This window comes from Paenibacillus luteus (assembly GCF_006542765.1).
Lineage (GTDB): Bacteria > Bacillota > Bacilli > Paenibacillales > Paenibacillaceae > Pristimantibacillus > Pristimantibacillus luteus.
Window position 1 is genome coordinate 352,200 of the sequence record NZ_SKCD01000022.1, and the last position, 20,070, is coordinate 372,269.

A 20,070-nucleotide genomic window follows, 5' to 3' on the forward strand; every position below is an offset into this window, starting at 1 on the left:
TTTATTCGCTATGCATATGATCGTGTAATGTTATGTGTTTATTTTCTCCCCGCAGGCACATCTCTCGGTATTGGCTCGGACTCAGTCCCGTCTGCTGCTTAAACAGCCGGCTGAAATAATTTTGATCGGCATACCCTACCATCTCGCCTACTTGCTTAACCGATAATTCTTGGACGGATTGCAGCAGCTTCTTGGCCTTCGATATTTTCAAATGAATAATATAGTTGGAAGGAGTCTCCCCAACGATCTTCACGAACCACTTGCTCAGGTAGGAGGAATTGAAGTTCAGCTCCTGGGCAATCTGGTCCAACCGGAAGTCATGCATATAATTCTCATTTAGGAATAGCCTTAGCATCTCAATCGAATCCTGGACACTCACTCCCTGGGTTGCCTTGAGCACTTTCATTCGCTCGAGCACGCTGTCGTGTTCTGCATCCAGTTCGATTCTTAGCCTCATCAGACATTGATGAAGCGCTTGCATGTCAAGCGGCTTGGATAGATAGTTCCTGACATTGTACCGAATGGCCGTGCGAGCGTATTCGAAATCGTTGTAGCCTGATAGAATAACTGTACGCACCGTAGAATAGTAGGCATCAATTTGCTGAACAAGCTGCATCCCGTCTAGCAGGGGCATTCGAATGTCTGTGAAGACGACATCGGGAAGTTCCACCCCAAGCTGATCTAGCGCTTGTCGTCCGTTTTTCGCAGTCTGTACAACCGTAAACCCCATATTCGACTGATCCAGCTTCTTCACAATATTGTTCAGAATCATGGGCTCGTCTTCCACAACCAGTACATTATACGTGCTGCTTCCCATTTTCCATTCCTCCTTCGAGTTGTTCAGTTAATTTGGATAACGGCCCACCGATTGTGATTGAAAAACCACTATTCCTCTCTTCTATCGCAAAAACCATGCGCTCGCCATAAGTGAACTTCAAGCGAAAATAAATATTCAGCAGCCCCATTCCGTCGATACTCAAGCCCGGGAATCGGCCCGTCTCCTCTAATTCGTTTATTTTGCCAACCAATAGCCTGCGCTTGTCCTCCGGCATGCCGGGACCATTATCCGTCACAGTTATGAGCCATTCGTCTTCGTACACATACCCTTTCACAAAAATTTTCCACGGCCCTTCAACGTGTATGGCATGCTTCATGCAGTTCTCAACTAGCGGCTGTATGATCAGCTTAGGTATCGGAATTCCCATCAGTTCATCCGTGATTGCAATATCGTAGAGCAAATCATCCTGATACCGGATTTTCATACACTCTAGATAAGCGGATGTATAGTCAATTTCGGCACCAAGACTTACAACATTGGATTCTTCCGACGAAATGTAACGTAACATGGTGGATAGCTTCTGGCAGAGATGCAAGATTTCCTCGGACATTCCTTCTTCGGCCATAATGCTAACCGTCGTAATTGTATTAAATAAGAAATGAGGGTTCATTTGGGATGAGAGCGCTGCTATTTTTGCTGTGATCTCCTGGGACTGCGAATACAACAACTTATCGACGGAGCTTTGTAATTTCGCTTGCATATTTTGAAAGGCTAGATTAAGCGCCTCGATTTCGTTTATGCCGCTGTCAGTTTGGCGCTTCGGTTGGAGCGTCCCAGTCAGGTCTATTTTTTTGATCGAGGAATGCAGTCTGGCTATCGGCCTCGTTATTTTCTGCGCTGCGTAATAAGAGAAGAGCAAGGTAAAGACGAGTATCGCTAAGGTGATCGCCGCTGCCGTTAGAGTAAACTGCCTGAGAGGCTCGAATAACTCCTTTTTCGAAATCACGACCGCCAGCAGCCAGCCCGTCTCTTCGGATAAGTGATAGGAGACCAACTCCTTCTCTCCGCTCAACGGATTGTTTATATAAATAGGATGGCGTTCTTGACTGGCTCGCTGCTCGAAATAATAGCCGGCCGTCTTGTCCTCCCCTTCGTACGGATATAATTGATTGCCTTTGCTGTCCATGACGTAGAAGCGCTTTCTGCTTTCGTTACGAAGTTCGAGATCGATCAAGCTGCTAAATATTGTTTCTGCATCCTGCTGGGCTTTAATGATTCCCTGAGCTTCCCCGAACCCACCGAAATAAGTGCGGTACAATGAAATAAAATATTTGTCTTTGAAAAAAACAAATGATTGCGCAAGCTCTTCATCCGGCTCAGGCATGCCGATGACAATTCCTCCTTCGCCTTGAATGACTTCCTCGTACCAAGACTTCGAATTAACATCCTCCTTCGTATACTTCAACAATGCGCCGGTAGAGATGCGATTTCCTTCGAAATCGTAAATCGTCAATTCCCTGACGGATTGGGTTGGCCCTATGGCTGCCACCATAATCTCGCTCAGCTCCTTAATGTCCGCAATTTGATCGGCCGAATAAGAGGCTGGCTCCTTCTTATCGCGACTTCCCGAGAGCTGCAGAAGACGATCCTTGATGAGATTCGAATAAGCAACACTGAGCGTCACATCATCTATCTTCTGTATTTCGAGATCTAATTTATTCGACAAGCTAAGGGAGAGCTCATTGATAGACATCAGTGAACGTAGCGTAATCTGCTTTGATTCATATAAAAAGAAAGCGCCTACATAAATGGCGGTTACAAGTACGATGATGAGGGCATATGTCATGTATAGCTGATATCGTATAGAGCCTGTCAGTTTCCAGATCATAAGTCACCTATTCTCCAGTGGTATTGCTTCCATATTAACATGGCAGGCCGTCAAGCGACGAATGCTGTCGGAATTGTGCTAAGGAATGTTCGTTTCCATCCAGAGTTCAGTGAAAGTGCAACGCTAGCCCAACCTCCTGGCTAGCGTTACTCCCGCTATTCTCGTTTAAAAAGCAATCTCATGTTTTTTTCCAGCATAAATAACCGGTTTGTCAGCAAGCGTTATGGAATGCCCATCGGCACCCGGTTCATGCAGAAGAATGGTGATGTCTATTTGGTTAGCCATACCCGGATAACTGCCCTTCCGGTCTCCAAGCGTGAACATACGCGTCTCCTCGTTCCAATCCATAGAAATGGTAGCGTACTCGCCGCTCTCATAGCGGTAGTTGTCTCCCTCGTCTTCATAATAGTCGAACGATGCGCTTTGGCCTCCATAGATGCGGACATACAGTCGCCCGTCCGAACGATCGTCAGCAAATTGCATTCCATTTTTCATCGGAAGAATGGAGCCTGACCGAACGAATAACGGAATGCGTTCCAACGGTGCCTCAGCTTCCAGATTCTGGCCGCCTTCGTAGACACGGTTCTCCCAAAAGTCGATCCACTTACTCCCATGAGGCAAATAAACGCTTCTCGTCTTAACCGATCCTTCAATGGGCTTAGAATTGACATCGTAGTACATTGGCCGAGTGACGGGATTAACGAGCAGAGCAGGACCGAACATAAATTGATCGTCAACGTCATATGTGGCGGCATCCTGCCGGAAATCGAAAGGCAGCGCTCGCATTATCGTGTAATCGTCCCGATAGATACGGGCGACTAAGGAGTACATATAAGGCATCATTTTGTAGCGCAGCTCAAGAAACGACAAGAGCGCATCGTGGAAAGGCTCTCCAGCCCCCCCAAATTGCCAGATCTCCCGCGGCGTATCCGTGCCGTGGGAACGAAACAACGGCAGGAATGCGGCATACTGGAACCACCGGACATAAAGCTCCCTATAACCGAGATCATTGACGCCATCGTCGTAATCCCCGCTCCAAAACCATAGATCAGGCTTATTTTGAACAAAAAACCCTCCGATATCCAGAGTCCAATAGGGAGAACCCGTCGCACAGAAATTAAGGCCGTCCGGAATTTGCTTGCGCATTGTATCCCAGTTCGCCGAGATGTCGCCGGACCAAGTGACCGTTCCATAACGATGCTGCCCAGCATACGCGGAACGTGTCAAATTAACAACTCGCTTGTCTTGCGACTCCGCGCGCTGGCCTTCATAGATGCCTCGGGAATGCAGCAGCGAATACGCGTTGATTAGTTCCGGGTCCAAATACAACTTAGCCTCATCCGAATTGATAATCATGCGCTCCTCAGGTCCCGGCTTGACAGCTCCCTGCCAGTCAGCCTCAAACGGCTCCGTGCAATCGCACCACCAGGCATCAACGCCATTCGAAAATAAACCTTCGTTCGCCTGCTTCCAATAGATTCTCCTCGCCTTTTCCTGGAATGCGTCATAGGTAGCACGATTGCCTAGAAGCCCGTCATGCTGCAGCATCTCCTTATGATTATCGCTTTCCGGATTCATAATGGGCCAGATCGATACCATGAGACGTGTATTCATCGCGTGCAATTGCTCCGTCATGGCACCAGGCTCTGGGAACCTGTCCGGATCCAGCGTCTTCTGGCCCCAAAGTTCCCCCGTCCAAGACTTCCAATCCAGGACAATGCAATCGATCGGCAAGCGTCGTTCCCGATATTCCCGGACGGTGGCGACCAATTCCTCTTGCGAGGTATATCTCTCCTTGGACTGTACATATCCGAGCGCCCACTTGGGAAGCATTGGCGCTTTCCCGGTCATGAAACGAACGCCGCTCACGATCTCATCCATTTCCGGGCCACAGATGAAATAATAGTCAAGTTCATCGTCAACCTCGGAAGACAGATAGGAGCCGAACGCATCATCATGGAACATGATTAGTGAATAACTATCGAGGAAAATACCATACCCTCTTGTCGAAACTAGAATAGGTACAACTGCTTTCATATTCTGTTGGTACAAATATTGATGCTGTCCTCGCAAATTAAACATGCCTTCCTCGTGAGAGCCCAATCCGTACAACGCTTCTCCATCCGCCCATTCAAACTCAAGCTTCGTGCGGTATGCCTTGCGGTCGAACGTCTTCCGGATATTCTCAGCTCTAACCCTCAGTCCGTCTGCTCCCTGCCCTGTATCCAAATTGGACGACTCGTCGAACACCGACTTGAAGACGTCTACCGACTCCAGCGTCTTACCGCCCCGCGCAGGCTCACTCGTCAACAAGCAGCCGCCCGCGTCGTAATAAGAAAATGAACCTGATTGTTTATTTATTCGAATATTCAGCTGAGCCGTAAGAAAGATAAGCTCATCTCCATGATCCTCCAGATTGTAGGAGGTTTCGGCATCCGGCTCACCCACTACCGCCATGCTTGCTTTGGCGCTGAAATCCTCTTCCTTCGTATACTGAATTCGAATGACTTTGTCGTTATATGGAATGATCCGCATTCTTGCGTCACCCATTTCAATCAACAGAGCTTCCGGCAACTGCTTGTAATCCAAGATTGGCATTTCAAACCCTCCCGTTATATAATTTCATACAGTTATCATGATATTGATTTTTTTAATTAACTTCTAACTCAATTTTGCTTATAATTGACTCAATATTGATATGGAGGTGAATTGCTTTGCTGGAATACCGTCTTCTGGAAAAAGTGCCGCACGGCTCCTCAGACTTTCCTTTCGCCGTTTATAACGTGGATTACTATCTGGGTAATCAGCAAATTCTACCGATGCATTGGCACGAGGAGATCGAATTGATCCATATAAGAGCGGGACAAGCCGTTTTCTCCGTGAACCATTCCGAGATTTCCGTGCAGGCTGGAGATTGCCTAATCATCAATTCGGGAGAGCCCCACAGCGGCTATAGTGATGTCGAAGCAGGTTGCTCCTATACCGCCATCGTATTCAAGCTCTCATGGCTATCCGCCCTACATCCCGATTTATGTCAGGAGCAGTACTTGAATCCGCTTCTAAGGGGGGAGTTGCTGTTCCCTCCCCTGCTATCGCGACAGCGAGCTCAGGATCGACCCGTGATTAATAAAATCGAAGATCTGCTTACGGAATACCATAACGGGCATGACGGATTTCAGCTTGGCGTAAAGGGGCAGCTTTATATGCTTCTTGCGGCTCTCTACCCGCAATTGATTCCAAAACAGCTTTACGAACGGTCCAATTCGTTAAACGCGCACAAGTGGAAGAATATGCTTCAAGTGCTGGAATACATCGACGAAAACTACAAATCTCCGCTCACGCTTGACAATCTGGCAACCATCGGCTCCATATCGCCGTCCCATCTGTGTCGGCTATTCAAAGAACTGACAGGCATGAGGCCCTTGGAATACATTAATTTGCTCCGTGTGAACAGTGCCGCGCTCATGATACAATCCGGCTCCTGCAGCATGTTAGAAGCAGCGCTCGAGAACGGCTTTCAGCATCTGAGCTACTTCTCAAAACAATTCAGGAAATATAAAGGAATCTCGCCATCGAGATTCAAACGACTGAAAGGGAACGCTGCTTTCCCGAACTGACTGCATGACAAGCTCTCCTACTCTTAACTGGGCAGACAATACCTCGAAAGCGCGAGGCGGCTGTGTAAAACGACAGGATACTGGAGAGTAAATGGTTCTTATCATTGAATTACGAGGAGGAAGCCTCATGTATAAAGTGCTGATCGTAGATGACGAAATTTTTGTGCGCAAAGGGTTAATAAGTCTAATGGATTGGTCTTCGTTACAATTTGAAATCTGTGGCGAAGCGGAAAACGGGGAGCAAGCACTGGGCCTTATCGAACAACAGACCCCGGACTTAGTCATTGTGGATATACGCATGCCCGTACTGGACGGTCTGGAATTGATTCAAAAGGTGAAAGCAGAGTGCGAGCATCAACCGCTGTTTATTATCTTAAGCGGGTACCCCGATTTCTCTTATGCTCAGCAAGCCTTCCGTTACAACGTGTCAGATTATATCCTGAAGCCGGTTGATGAACAGGAGTTTACATCCACCTTGAAGAAAATAGCCAATACGCTGAATCAAAAACAGCTCTTATCGATAACGAGAGAAAAGCCGCTTATCGAAACCGTCATCGAAAGCTTGCTGCAGACCGAACCAAGCGAGCAAGTGATGGCACGGATTGCCCATGCGCTGGAGCTTCCACTCTCCTCTTCCTATACGTATATCATTGCAGAAATACAGGATAGGCTGCCTCAAGGGGTAATTGACTATTTTCCCGCACTGCAAACATCGCTCCAGCAATATTTTCATCATGAGGGGCAACCTCTGCTCATTCATGTACGCGCGTACAATCAATATGGCTTTATTGTGCCTCAGTTGTGGCTGGACGAGCAAAACGTAGCAGTGCGGACGAACTACACCAAGCTGCTTGATATGCTGGAGACGGAGCTTGCAACGACAATAGCTTTGTTTATAGGTCACACGGCAAGTCATTTAAAACAGATCGCTCATTCCGGAACCAGTGCCGAGGAATGCTTGAATTATCGTTTTGCCGCCGGCTCCAACGGCATCTTTATGGCATCGGACCTGCATAAGCTGCCCTTATATTACTTTGATGTGGATGAAGTACTGCACAGCAAGCTCATCTATGAGATTGAAGCTAATCAAACGGAAGGTTATCACTCCGCAATTGATGCCATTTTTATTGCCTTTCAGGAACGGCATTTCGCTTCAGGTGCAGTTACGAACACAATAAGGCGAATCATGATTGCTATCATCAATATCATCCGGCAGCTGGAAGGTAACGAAAAAGATCTTCAATGGTTGGACGAGTTGCTTAATTGGCAAATGAAATACCGCAATTTGAAGCAGTTAAAATATGTTTTCTTGCAGTTTATAGAAGAAGCGGCTACCTATATAGCGAAAAAGCGAGGCGAAAAGAACGAGGGCAGTATTGAAAAAGTAAAAAAATATATCGACAGCCACTACAAAGAAAACATCTATTTAAAAGGGATTGCTTCCGAATTTCATATGAATTCGGTCTACCTCGGTCAGCTGTTTCGCAAAAATTACGGCGTTTATTTCAATGAGTATGTGCTGTCGCTTCGCATCGAGGAGGCGAAGCGGCTGCTGCGGCAAACGAAAAAACGCATGTACGAAATCGCGGATCTCGTAGGCTTTCAAAATGCCGATTATTTTGCTGCCCAGTTTGAAAAGCTGGAAAACATGACACCAACGGATTATCGCAATAAGATCATCGGTAAGAAATAAGGAGGCTCCCCCCGTGCTTAACTATCGGTTTCATCATTTGAAGCTCCGAAACAAGCTGGTCTTCATTTATATTGTGTGCGTGTTTATACCCATTGTGCTGACTAACGTAATGTTCTATCATGTGACCACCATTAACATCAAAAATCAGAAAACAGCAGATGCGGAACAAGCGATAAATCTTTTGAAAGCCGAATTAGGGGCGGTCATTGAAGATGCAGCTGGTATTTCCTATCTGTATTCTATTAACAAGCAGCTCAACAATCATTTAAACACGGTTCATGCGTCTCATGATCACTATGTAGAGTCTCTAAATGCCATAACAAATCTATTCAACCGAGCCGACAAGGAGTACAAATCCATCAGCTCTGTTGTGATTATGAGCGACAATCCGACGATACTCGCCTCAAGCCATATCATCAGACTCGAGGACGAAATGCGGAACACGGATTGGTATCATCAAATCAAAAATTCCAATAACACATATCCCTATTTGTACGTAACGTCCGATAGTATCAGCGTTATTCAAAAACTATCCGATCTCCGGTTTGAGACCTATGAGCATGTGATGAAAATCGACTTAAACATGAGTTATATTAACCAAATTCTTGATTTATCCAGCTTTAAGGGGGATTTTTACTTTATGGATCCGTCTTTTCAAGCTCGTTACGGCCGTCTGTCCAGCGGCCAACCAAGTGATCTGATCACAACAGGACGGACACTAACTCTTAAGGAAATACCTGTACCAAATAAGGCAATCGTCATTAGCAAGCAATATCATAATAACCGCTATTTGGGTGACTGGACGATCTACGGGGTCTTGGATGAAGAGAAAATCCTATATGATGTCCGACAATCAGGGCAATTTATCCTTTGGTTTGCAGGGATTAATTTCCTTGTGCCTACGATTGTGATTGTCATTGTTTCCCGCTCGATCCACACACGCATTCAAAAGATCCTGAAACACATGAAGTCCGTAAAAGGCAAAAACTTCGAACGTATTCCTTATCATCGGGAACGGGATGAGGTCGGCGAGCTTGCAGTGGAGTTCAATCGAATGAGTGAGCGGATTGAGAATCTGATCAATGATGTGTATGTAACGGAAATACAGAAGAAAGAGCTAGAGCTGAGCCAAAGACAAGCCCAATTGCACGCGCTGCACAGTCAGATCAACCCCCACTTTTTATTCAATGCGCTGGAGACGATCCGAATGCGGAGTCAGATGAAGGGTGAGTTACAGACGGCCAAGACGATTCAGAACATGGCGAAAATCTTCCGTAAATCGATTCTTTGGAAACGGAGCTTCGTTACGATTCGCGAGGAGCTTGAATTAATGGAAAGCTTCCTGGAAATTCAGAAGTACCGTTTCGATACGAAACTGGAGTTTCATATCGAAGTGGATCAATCCCTGCTAGATATTGAAATTCCGAAGATGACCTTTTTACCGTTTGTGGAAAATGCAAGCATTCATGGCATCGAGAGCGTGCCAGGCATCGGTTATATTACGATTCAGATCGCGCAAGAACAAGGTCAGATTGTCTTCCTTATTGCAGACAACGGGGTGGGCATGGATCAGGAGAAGATCAGCGAGCTTCATCATTACCTCCATGAGGAAGCGATCATGGGCGATTCTATCGGAATGAAAAATGTCATTACTCGCCTGAAAATATGCTATTGTGAATCGTTCACCTTCACGATTGACAGTTCTCCAGGGGGAGGCTCACGGATCATGCTGCGTCTACCGCTGGACAAAAAAAAATAAATTCCGAGCAATAAGTACTTAATTATTCAAAGACCGATCTAAGGTTTGCTATATAACAATCATAAACACGATCTTCTATACTGAAAGTGCTTACAATACTTTGATAGAGAAAGGGGATACGGCAATGCGCAACAAAAAATGGCTGCAATCCAGCCTGGCCGTTCTAACGGCTATGACAATCCTCCTTGCTGGCTGCTCAAATAATGATGCAGGAGGAAACAAGCAAACAAATGGAAACAAAGCAACAGAAGGAACGAAAGGTGAGGTTAGTACAGAACCGGTAACCTACGATTACTTTGCCTTCGGAACGAATAAAGACGTGATTGCAAGCAACACGACCATCGGCAAACTTCTCCAAGGCCAGACAGGTGTCGATTGGAAGATGGAATATGTTGTAGGGGATGCAAGCACAAAGTCTGGTGTCATGATCGCCGGCGGCGATTATCCTGATGTCATCTCCCCAGTAGGCGAGCTTTCTAAGCTTCTGGACGCAGGCGCGTTCATCCCGCTCAACGATCTGATTGAGAAGTATGGTCCTAACATCAAGCGTGTGTACGGCGATTATATGGACAAAATCACGAATGAGGACGGAAACATCTATATTCTTCCTTTCACGGCCAATGTAAACGGCTATTTGATGGAGCCAGACGCGTCCAGTACATTTTGGATGCAACGACGTGTACTGAAAGAATTTGGTTATCCGGAAGTGAAAACGCTTGATCAATATTTTGATCTAATCGAGCAGTATCAAGCTAAATACCCTACTGTAGACGGAAAAGGCACGATTGGCTTCCTTACGTTCGCGGGCACTCCTGGTGAGTTTTTCACCATCACCAATCAGCCGATGCATCTAGCCGGATATCCGAATGACGGCAACGTCATGGTTGACATGCAGACTCATGAAGCCAAGCTTTATATGGCTAGCGAATATGAGAAGCGCTGGCTTTCCTCATTAAACGCGGTAAACCGGAAAAACTTGCTTGACCCAGAAACCTTTACTGCAAACAAAGACCAGTACTTGGCTAAACTTACATCGGGCCGTGTGCTGGGATATGTCAACTATTCCTGGCAGATTGGCGATGCTACCAACAATCTGAAAGCGGCGGGCAATGACGACCTTCGTTATGTGGCGCTTCCTATAGTCTTTGATGAAAGCATCACAGATGCCTATATTGATCCTCCTTCCTTCGTCAACAACCGCGGGCTGGGAATTACCGTGAGTGCTGAGGACCCGGAACGAATCATTAAATATTGGGATAACATGCTGACAGAAGAAAATCAGAAGCTCATTCAATGGGGTGAGAAAGATGTCACTTATTCTATTAATGAAGAAGGACGTTTCATCATGAGCAAGGAGCAATTAGCCAACCGCAACGACAATGAATTCAGACGCACATACGGCTGGGCGTACTTCGATTATGAGTGGCCGCGTTATGGCAATAACTCGGTGTACGAGGACGGAAACGCTCATGTGCCTACCAGTCAGCCAGAGGTAGCGGCAGTCAATTACACGGAGGGCGATCTAGCCCTGCTAAAAGCCTACGGTCTGAAGACCTTCTCCGGCTTTTACTCCGAACCGGTAGAACGCGCATGGTACCCTGCCTGGAGTATTGAGAAGGAACAAGGCTCTCCTGAACAGATCTTCAATCAGAAAGCAGGAGATCTACAGCAGAAATACTATCCAAAAATGGTGTTCGCTTCTGAGACAGCCTTTGAGTCCATTTGGAATGAATACATCGCAGAGTTTAATAAGCTAGGTTCTGCTGGATTTGAAAAATTTGTTACCGCCAAAGTAAAGGATCGTATCGAAGGAAATTGGTAGACAACAGTATCTGAATGATAATAATGAACCGGGAAAAGTGAAGCCACTTCACTTTTCCCTTCTAAGCTTGCTCAAGAGAGACAGTTTTAGCCGGAAGGGAGACGGATCGGGTGAAGAAACATGCAGTACAGCTGGCAGGATCGACTTCTGAAGATTCGCGCCTGAGAACCTTATTCAAAACATTATCCAAACAGAAAATGCTGATGCTGATGTCCTTGCCTTTTCTCGTCTGGGTTATTCTATTTAAATATATTCCGCTCTGGGGATGGACGATTGCTTTTCAAAAATTCAAATTGGCAAAGGATCTCTTTGACCAGACCTGGATCGGTTTAGATAACTTCAAGTCTTTGTTTCAGGAACAACAGTTTTATCTAGTCCTGCGCAATACGCTCGTTATGAGCTCTATTAATCTGGTACTGGGATTTGCGACGGCCATCGTGCTGGCACTGCTGCTGAATGAATTGCGTAAGGTTTACTTTAAGCGAACGGTGCAGACAATCAGCTACTTGCCTCATTTTATTTCATGGGTAGTCGCTGCAAATATCGTGCAAACAGCACTCGCGCCAGAGGGTATCGTCAATGTATTGCTGCTCCGATTGCAGCTTATCGATCATCCTATTTTGTGGTTGGGAGTTGGCGAATATTTCTGGGGGATTCTTGGCGTAACGGAAGTATGGAAGAATGTCGGCTGGAACACCATCATTTACTTGGCCGCTATTACAACGATTGATCCGACTCAATATGAAGCGGCTGAAATGGATGGCGCCTCGCGCCTTCAACGGATGTGGCATGTTACGCTTCCGGGCATGAAGCCGGTCATTGTCATCCTACTGATTATGAATTTGGGCCATATTCTGGAGTCCGGGTTCGAAGCGCAGTACTTGCTGGGCAACGGTATCAATGTTGAATTCTCGGAAAATCTGGACATCTTCGTCTTGAAGTACGGGATGCAAATGAATAACTTTGGCTTAGCGACCGCAGCCGGTATGTTTAAAACCGTGGTAAGCTTCATCTTCCTCATCGCCGCCAACAACCTCGCCAAACGAATGGGCGAAAGCAGATTGTACTAAATGAAAGGAGGCAAAGGCTATGGAACAAGCCAAATCAGCTCGAAATTCTTCGATAGGCGATAAAATATTCGATGTGTGTAATATCATTTTTATGATTATTCTGGTTATTTTGACCCTTTATCCCTTCTTGAACATGTTTGCCTTGTCGTTTAACGATGCGAATGATTCGATTCGAGGCAGCATTTATATTTGGCCACGCGAATGGACTCTGAGAAACTTTGAATATGTGTTTAACGAATCCAATGTGTTTTATGCGACCTTTATCTCCGCGGCGCGGACGATTATCGGGACAATCATCTCCGTCTTTTGTACGGCGATGCTGGCCTATACAATCAGCCGTCCTGAATATGCATTGAAGAAATTTGTATCTATGACCTTTATTTTCACGATGTATTTCAGCGGCGGCTTGATTCCGACCTACCTGCTGACCAAAGAGCTTGGGATGCTGAACAGCTTCTGGGTATACATTATCCCGGGTATTATCGGCGTATTCAATATGATTGTTATTCGTTCCTTCATTGAAGGTTTGCCGGAGGGAATCATGGAATCGGCCAAAATGGATGGCGCCGGAGACTTTACCACCTTTGTGCGTATTGTGCTTCCGCTTACCGTTCCGGCTCTGGCTACGGTGTCTCTGTTCGTAGCGGTATCCCAGTGGAACTCCTGGTTTGACGTATTCTTGTACAACTCTTCACGACCTAATCTAAGTACATTGCAGTATGAACTGATGAAAGTGTTGTCCACATCAAGCGCTACGACAAGTTCAGGTGGCTCGGCGGCTGATGCCTTTGCTAACGCGCAGGGAAATGTAACAACGGTTACTCCAACATCGGTTCGCGCAACGATGACGATCGTAGCCAGTTTGCCGATTATTATGGTCTATCCGTTTCTACAGAAGTATTTTGTCAAAGGGATGGTCGTTGGCGGTGTGAAAGGTTAAAGACAACAGGATCATGTGGAGCGGAGCGGTTGTTCGGGTAGAAGAGGAAGCGTTTAGCCCTCATCTTTACGTGTTACCGTACATGCGGGTTCCCTTGCGGCAGTCCACAAGGATAACAAGGCTTAAACTAACGAGAATGTAACCTTTTTAGCCCTTTCGCTTCCATCCGGGAAGCTGAAAGGGCATAATTGCAAATCAACGTTTCTACCATTGGTGTATATATAATTGACTGTTGTAACGCATTTGAATATTAATCCATAATTTTCTTCTATTCTATATAGTAGATTTAATTACAAGGAGGGGCTCATGACCCGTATTCATTATGTAGAATGCAATACTTCGCACGAACAGAATTTTGTTATCGATGTCCCCATTGGCACTCACTGGCTCCTTGTCATTAACAAAACCCCCGCGCAATTCTGGGTCAATGGCGATCTAAAGGAATATCCCGCCCACAGTGCCACCCTCTACTCTCCGCATCAAAAAGTATATTACCGGGCCTGTGCGGATCAATTCGTCAATGACTGGATCCGCTTCGAGAGCAATGAACCCTATATTACGGAATCTTCGCTTCCCTTTGGCGTTCCCTTTTTCTTGAATGATCCGGACTACTGCCGCAAGCTTTTTGAACTGCTCGTCATTGAACACAACTTTAATCGAGATTACAAAGAATCTTCCATGGACTGTCTGCTCCGGACGCTGTTCAACAAGCTATTAGAATCCTACTTTCAAGCTGACATTATGCCTCAGTACTATCCTTTATTGAAGCTTCGCATCGCCATTCAAAACCATCCTGGCGATTATTGGACGGTTTCAAAAATGGCGGATTATCTCCGTATCAGTCCGGGCTATCTTCAGAATATCTACAAAAAAACTTTTGGTATTTCCTGCATGGATGATGTCATCAACAGCCGCATTCGAATGGCCAAAGAATACTTAATTCATAACACTCAGAGCATTGCTGAAATTGCTTCTCTTAGCGGATATCACAATGTGGAACACTTCTGCAGACAATTCAAACAAATAACAGGGCATTCGCCAAGAAACTTTCAAAAGCTTGTCAATAATTAATTTTCATCCCGTAAAGCTATGGAAAAATCGGTTTTTACTCTCTTATTCCGGGTGCAAGGCCGGCCTTTTCTTCTTAAAATATTGTTCCACTAGAAACTTCATGATTTCGCTAGGTTGCTCCTTAGAAAACTCGGCCCGATCTGCGAACAGCATCCCATACGGGGCTTCGGGTGTATAGGGCTCCCATTGCGGCAATTCCTCTCCTGTAGAGTCTTGTCCGTTCGGGTCCCCAGATCGGATGAAGTTCACCCAGTAATTACACATCTGTCGAGCCAAATCATAATGTTTGCCTACGAATGGTCTCCAGCATTTAGCGAGCGTCTCGAAGAAAAACCAGAGATCCACCGAGTGAAAAGTGCCTGGGTTATCCCAACCCGGTATTTCAGCATCAAAATTATAATAATACAGCGGGGTATCGACACCTGCATCGGCGCTCCCTTGCGCAGCAATACGAATGGCATATTCAATGCCGCTCACCGAAGCCTTCTTCTTGCTCTCCTCGATATGATCAGGCTGAACGCAGCAAAGCCCCATAAAGGTATCCGCATCATTGCCAAACAAAGCGATAGCCATTTGCTTGAAGTCCTCAATGGTGTCGGCTTGCGGAACGCTGAAAAACTCGGTGGACGTATGACCGAACATTACCGGTACCATCCAGCGCTTGTTTTGGAGAAACAATTCAAACGGGTTACCTAAGCTAAATACTTGGTCTGCGACGGTGCCCCAGAATCCATGGTATTCCACCGCCTTGTCGCGGAGGTACACCGCATCCAGTTGCCTGGCTTCTGCAAGCGAGGATATACCGAGATACTCAAAAAACTTCACACCGTCCTGTTCCGCTTCTGACAAGCGACTCCGAAGAACAGGCATAAGATTTCCCGGGTATAAAGGAGTAAAGATCCCACTTTGTATAATTGCCCTCTGAAAGAGCCCTTCATTCTGGGGTGATGTGAGCTGGCTCATAACGCTTCCCCCGCCGGCGGACTGCCCGCCGATGGTGATATTGTCCGGGTCACCGCCGAAAGCTTCAATATTATGCTTCACCCACTTTGTAGCCGCCTGTTGGTCGAGGTTGCCGAAGTTCGCGGGGGCTTCTGGGGCTTCCGCCGTAATGTCGGGATGGGACAAAAACCCAAAGACATTCAGACGATAGTTAATTGTAACTACCACGATACCCCGTCTAGCCAAACGTTCGCCGTCAAACTCCATTTCGGCTGTATGGCCAACCTGCAGTCCTCCGCCAAAATACCATACATATACCGGTAGTTTTTCATCTGTACGATTGGCCGGCGTCCATACATTTAGGTAGAGGCAATCCTCATCCATCGCGATGTCAGGTTCCACGGCCCACTCGCGGGTATAGATATTGTTTTCGTCGATCTCTTGTCTCACCTGCATCGATATTGGTGCGAATTCGAATGCTTTGAGTACGCCTTCCCAGTCTTGCGCGGGCTGTGGGGCACGCCAGCGATTTTCTTTTACGGGTGGAGCTGCAAAAGGGATCCCTTTAAAACTTGTAATTCGTGGGTCCGCTGCTGGAAGCCCCTGGACCATTCCATTTTTAACCTTTATGACTCTAAGCAAGTATAACGACTCCCTTCGTTTCAAGTATTCAAGAACAAGAGAGATATGTATGATTGATCATTCATATCCCTCTTGTTTGAAATTTTTAAAGATTTTACTTGCTTGCTAACGCTTCGGCACGCATTTGAACGATTTTTCTAGCTTTTTCCGTATCCGAGGCAACGACATCATTCCAACCTAGGCCCTCCACATCTGTCTTCAACTTTGCCCACAGCTGGTCGAAATCAGCTTGATTCTTTGCGAATACCATCTTCCATGATGTATTTTTAACATAATCCGAAATTTGGCTTCGTTTGTTTTTAATATCTGATGAATCGACACCAAAACTTGTATTAATGTTGGGTACAATATCGATCATATTATTTTTCAGGTAGTATTCTGTTGCGTTTGTTGCATTAAATGTACTCTGCCAATCTGTCGTTAAGGTTGTCTTGTTAGCTTCTTTGGTAGAATTCCAGTAATTATTGTTATAAAACTCTCCTGAATCGGGGTCCTTCACAAAATCGCTCATGATCATACTATTGATCTTGCTTTGGCCATCCTGGTACCCGCCGCCCCCGTACTCCTCCGGAACAGGTGTATTCTCCTGAAATGCCGTTTGACCGACTTGGGTCAGCTTAAACTTGCCGTCTGCTGTCTTTTCGTAGTTGAAGCCTTCAAAACCATTCGTCGTGTAGCGCAGGCCTTCAGGAGACACAAACCAATCCAAGAATTCCATGATTCTGTCGGGTTCCTTGGCTTTTGAACCAACTGCAAATACTCTCCCGCTGCCGTAATAAGCATCGCTGCTTTGAATGATTCGGGTGTCAGCGATCGGAACTGCGACATTCCCATCTCCGTTCATCCCTCTTTCAATCGAGTTGTAAAACCCTCTTTGCCATGAGTACCACAAGAGAAGCACCTGCTTGTTGGTAAGCTTCTCAGCAACCTTGTTCCAGTCCTGGGAAGCCGAGTCCGGATCGATCAGACCCATTTGATTCGCAGTAAAATAGAATTGCACAATTTTTTTGTACATACTGTTGTCATCGATGAGCGGAACGATGTCGCCTTTTGCATTCAACTGTATCGTAGACGTACCATTAGGCTGTTCATAACCGTACCAGTTGCTCAACCAGCGTACATTTTCCATGCCCCCGCCGTCCCAGTCCTTCCACAGCGTGATCGGAACGATCGGTTTGCCGTCTGGCGTCTTAGGGTATTCTGCCTGCATCTGCTTCAGTACATTCAGTAAATCGGTCAGATTGTTCAGCTTAGGAGCTCCTACTCCCTTATAGTAATCCCAAGGCAGGATTGGACTGGAGTAAGGCAGTTCTTCTGAGAATGTCGTTGGTGAAGTATCCGCTACAAAAGTCGGCAGACCATAAATCTTGCCTTCCGGATTTACTTTATCAAATCCTCCATTAAATGGCTTGAAATGATTGTCCACATATTGTGACAGGTACTTCGTATTTGCAACCCGATCGGTGATATCCATCACAAGACCGACAGGAATCAACTCTTCCAACTGACTATTCTCGATGATCAGAATATCTCCCAGATCACCTGCTGCTGATCTTGTCTTGTATAACTGGTCGCCAGCTACCTGAGGTGCAAGAATGTTCAATGTAATATTAAACTTGTCTTTGAGTAGCTTCCCATACCATCCGGTCTGCTCTCCTTGGTAATTTGCCGCGTTGCTGAATACGGTGAGGGTTAGCGGCTTGCTGTGATCAATCGTGGTGTTGTTTTGTGGTCCCGATTCATTTGTGCTGGGCTCAGATTTGCTGCAGCCAGCCAATGCTGTTGTAACCATGAATATGCAAGTAAACAACACAACCATCGATTTTTTACCCGTTTTATTACGATTACTCAATGGTAAACCCCCTCGATTCATTTTTTTATTATAATGGTGCAGGTTAGCCTTTCACTGCCCCTATCATAATCCCTTTTACAAAAAACCTCTGGAAGAGCGGATAAACCAGCAATATAGGCGCAACAACAATAATGGTAACTGTCATACGGATTGAAGTTGTCGTTTGTTTGGTTGCCAAAGTTGCCATGGCTGTAGAACCGGCATTTTGAAGGTTTACCATTGTGGATAATGAACTTGCCTGATTAATATAGTTATATAAAATGAACTGCAGGCTATACAATTTGCTATCAGTGACAAGAAGCAGTGTGTCCTGAAAAGAGTTCCATTGATCAACTGCTGCAAATATGGCAACCGTAGCCAATATCGGCTTGCTAATAGGCAATATCACTTTGAAGAAGATCGTCATAATCCCAGCCCCATCGATACTTGCAGCCTGCTGCAATTCCTTGGGCGTTGATTCCACAAAGGTTTTTACAAGAATGATAAAAAACGGGGCTACTATTGTCGGCAAAATGTAGGCCAAAAAATGGTTTGTCAGATGCAAGGAGCGCATGGTGAGATACCACGGAATAATTCCTGCATTAAAAAACATCGTAATTATTGTGAAGCGGTACCAGAACTTTCTCCCCCACATATCCTCCTGAGAAAACATGAATCCCAAAAAGGCTGAAGCCCCAACGGTCAAAGAAGTCCCGATCAGCGTTCTTCCCAAAGATACAACGGCAGCGTTCCATAGTCCCGGAATCTTAAATACATCCAAGTAGTTCTGGAAATGGATTTGCTGCGGGTAAAATACAATCTCACCTCTGGCGCTAAGATCATTGGCGCTAATGGTATTGATAATGATAGAGTAAAATGGAAAAATGCATAGGAGAGCAAACAGCGTATACAGGGTATAAATCAAAGCTGAAATTAAGATTTCGGTTATGCTGGAATGCTTGTTGTTAGTGTGAACATTGTTCACTGCCAGGCCTGCTGCTTTATCGCTCATACCACGCTCTCTCCTCTTATCATTTTTGATAATCCGTTCACTGAAAAGAGAAGCACAACACTAACCAAACTCTTCAGCATGCTGATCGCTACAGAAACGGAATAGCTCCCGCCTCCCATGGCTAGGTTGTACACATATAAATCCAGAACCTGTATGTTTTCTTTGTTAAATGCATTTTGAAAAACAAAATATTGCTCCAGGCCATTATTCAGAAAGCTCGCAATTTGCAGCATTAACAAAACAAAATAGGTGGACATCAAACTCGGTAAAATCACATGCCATATGACCTGCATCCTTGTCGCTCCGTCAACACGCGCCGCTTCATAAAGGGATTCATCTATACTCATAATGGCCGCTATATACAGGATGGCTGACCAGCCTAATGTTTTCCAGATTGACCACCCCCACATGGTGATCCATACATGTTCAGAGTCTTGAAGGAATAGGATCGGAGAATCGGTGAATCCCAATTGATTCAATAGACCGTTTATGATACCTTCACTCGATAACATAGAAAATGCCAGAGAATAGACCAGTACCCAGCTGATAAAGTTAGGCAAGGTCGTAACCGTCTGCACAAACTTCCGAAATCGCAAAGCCTTTATTTCATTCAGAAATATAGCAAATATCATTGGAAGCCATGAGAAGAGCAAGCCCAAGCCGCTCATCCCGAACGTATTTTTAATAACCTGAAGCAATTGGTCTATCTTTACTTGGTTTTCAACTAAGGATCGAAACCACTTGAAACCAACAAAAGTGGATTGAGACAAAGGTGTCGGCGGCGTATAGTCAAAGAAGGCATAAACCCAACCATATAGCGGGTAGTATGCAAAGATAGCAAGTAAACACATGAAAGGCAGTATGTATAGAAATTTTTTAATAGATTCACTTTTCATCCTGTATTCTTTTGTACGCACCATGTAATCCCCCTATAAATAATTTAATTGGAAGCGCTTCCAATACTACAGAAATGAAATAATTTGCGATGCCAGACAACCAGCAAAC

Annotated in this window: 14 protein-coding genes; 7 read left to right on the plus strand and 7 right to left on the minus strand. The window is 45.6% G+C overall.

All coding sequences use genetic code 11. The annotated features are described in order from the left end of the window. Nucleotide 1: 1 nt before the first annotated feature. The 3 genes from E0496_RS18100 to E0496_RS18110 all read right to left on the minus strand — a co-directional run bounded on the left by E0496_RS18100 (nucleotide 2) and on the right by E0496_RS18110 (nucleotide 5,264). The gene (locus E0496_RS18100; RefSeq protein WP_141503156.1) at nucleotides 2–817 is read right to left on the minus strand and encodes a response regulator transcription factor; all 816 of its coding nucleotides are present in this window, start codon (nucleotides 815–817) and stop codon (nucleotides 2–4) included. Then, entirely contained in the window at nucleotides 798–2,666 is a 1,869-nt protein-coding gene (locus E0496_RS18105; RefSeq protein WP_141503157.1) for a cache domain-containing sensor histidine kinase, read from the minus strand. The genes E0496_RS18100 and E0496_RS18105 overlap by 20 nt, the downstream gene beginning before the upstream one ends. A 165-nt stretch (nucleotides 2,667–2,831) precedes the next feature. Further along, nucleotides 2,832–5,264: a glycoside hydrolase family 31 protein gene (locus tag E0496_RS18110; RefSeq protein WP_141503158.1), complete on the minus strand. Its 2,433-nt coding sequence runs from the start codon at nucleotides 5,262–5,264 to the stop codon at nucleotides 2,832–2,834. Between the two features lie 116 nt (nucleotides 5,265–5,380). Here E0496_RS18110 and E0496_RS18115 point away from each other — a divergent pair, with 116 nt between their 5' ends. The 7 genes from E0496_RS18115 to E0496_RS18145 all read left to right on the plus strand — a co-directional run bounded on the left by E0496_RS18115 (nucleotide 5,381) and on the right by E0496_RS18145 (nucleotide 14,638). Beyond that, the gene (locus E0496_RS18115; RefSeq protein ID WP_141503159.1) at nucleotides 5,381–6,283 is read left to right on the plus strand and encodes an AraC family transcriptional regulator; all 903 of its coding nucleotides are present in this window, start codon (nucleotides 5,381–5,383) and stop codon (nucleotides 6,281–6,283) included. 127 nt (nucleotides 6,284–6,410) lie between these two features. Next, nucleotides 6,411–7,976, plus strand: a complete 1,566-nt coding sequence (locus E0496_RS18120; protein WP_161601467.1) for a response regulator transcription factor — start codon at nucleotides 6,411–6,413, stop codon at nucleotides 7,974–7,976. A 13-nt stretch (nucleotides 7,977–7,989) separates the two neighbouring features. Beyond that, nucleotides 7,990–9,735: a sensor histidine kinase gene (locus E0496_RS18125; RefSeq protein WP_141503161.1), complete on the plus strand. Its 1,746-nt coding sequence runs from the start codon at nucleotides 7,990–7,992 to the stop codon at nucleotides 9,733–9,735. Nucleotides 9,736–9,859: 124 nt separating this feature from the next. Further along, nucleotides 9,860–11,557 carry an ABC transporter substrate-binding protein gene (locus E0496_RS18130; RefSeq protein WP_141503162.1) on the plus strand — a complete coding sequence of 566 codons (1,698 nt, stop codon included), beginning with the start codon at nucleotides 9,860–9,862 and terminating at the stop codon, nucleotides 11,555–11,557. A gap of 161 nt (nucleotides 11,558–11,718) precedes the next feature. Then, nucleotides 11,719–12,627, plus strand: coding sequence for an ABC transporter permease (locus E0496_RS18135; protein ID WP_421924217.1), 909 nt, complete (start codon nucleotides 11,719–11,721; stop codon nucleotides 12,625–12,627). A gap of 19 nt (nucleotides 12,628–12,646) precedes the next feature. Next, entirely contained in the window at nucleotides 12,647–13,567 is a 921-nt protein-coding gene (locus tag E0496_RS18140; protein WP_141503163.1) for a carbohydrate ABC transporter permease, read from the plus strand. Nucleotides 13,568–13,873: 306 nt separating this feature from the next. Beyond that, nucleotides 13,874–14,638 carry a helix-turn-helix transcriptional regulator gene (locus E0496_RS18145; RefSeq protein ID WP_141503164.1) on the plus strand — a complete coding sequence of 255 codons (765 nt, stop codon included), beginning with the start codon at nucleotides 13,874–13,876 and terminating at the stop codon, nucleotides 14,636–14,638. A 42-nt stretch (nucleotides 14,639–14,680) separates the two neighbouring features. Here E0496_RS18145 and E0496_RS18150 read toward each other — a convergent pair whose 3' ends face one another. The 4 genes from E0496_RS18150 to E0496_RS18165 form a co-directional block, all read right to left on the minus strand. Further along, a complete protein-coding gene (locus E0496_RS18150) occupies nucleotides 14,681–16,222 on the minus strand; it encodes a carboxylesterase/lipase family protein (RefSeq protein WP_141503165.1) in 1,542 nt (513 codons plus the stop codon). A 94-nt stretch (nucleotides 16,223–16,316) separates the two neighbouring features. Next, the gene (locus tag E0496_RS18155) at nucleotides 16,317–18,074 is read right to left on the minus strand and encodes a type 2 periplasmic-binding domain-containing protein (RefSeq protein ID WP_141503166.1); all 1,758 of its coding nucleotides are present in this window, start codon (nucleotides 18,072–18,074) and stop codon (nucleotides 16,317–16,319) included. 43 nt (nucleotides 18,075–18,117) lie between these two features. Continuing rightward, entirely contained in the window at nucleotides 18,118–19,065 is a 948-nt protein-coding gene (locus E0496_RS18160) for a carbohydrate ABC transporter permease (protein ID WP_141503167.1), read from the minus strand. Further along, entirely contained in the window at nucleotides 19,062–19,985 is a 924-nt protein-coding gene (locus tag E0496_RS18165) for an ABC transporter permease subunit (RefSeq protein ID WP_141503168.1), read from the minus strand. The genes E0496_RS18160 and E0496_RS18165 overlap by 4 nt, the downstream gene beginning before the upstream one ends. Nucleotides 19,986–20,070: the final 85 nt, after the last annotated feature.

Bases quoted from the DNA above. Each gene is read 5' to 3' on its own strand.
- E0496_RS18100 (WP_141503156.1), bottom strand. From the start codon at position 817: ATGGGAAGCAGCACGTATAATGTACTGGTTGTGGAAGACGAGCCCATG.
- E0496_RS18105 (WP_141503157.1), bottom strand. From the start codon at position 2,666: ATGATCTGGAAACTGACAGGCTCTATACGATATCAGCTATACATGACA.
- E0496_RS18110 (WP_141503158.1), bottom strand. From the start codon at position 5,264: ATGCCAATCTTGGATTACAAGCAGTTGCCGGAAGCTCTGTTGATTGAA.
- E0496_RS18120 (WP_161601467.1), top strand. From the start codon at position 6,411: ATGTATAAAGTGCTGATCGTAGATGACGAAATTTTTGTGCGCAAAGGG.
- E0496_RS18130 (WP_141503162.1), top strand. From the start codon at position 9,860: ATGCGCAACAAAAAATGGCTGCAATCCAGCCTGGCCGTTCTAACGGCT.
- E0496_RS18140 (WP_141503163.1), top strand. From the start codon at position 12,647: ATGGAACAAGCCAAATCAGCTCGAAATTCTTCGATAGGCGATAAAATA.
- E0496_RS18145 (WP_141503164.1), top strand. From the start codon at position 13,874: ATGACCCGTATTCATTATGTAGAATGCAATACTTCGCACGAACAGAAT.
- E0496_RS18160 (WP_141503167.1), bottom strand. From the start codon at position 19,065: ATGAGCGATAAAGCAGCAGGCCTGGCAGTGAACAATGTTCACACTAAC.
- E0496_RS18165 (WP_141503168.1), bottom strand. From the start codon at position 19,985: ATGGTGCGTACAAAAGAATACAGGATGAAAAGTGAATCTATTAAAAAA.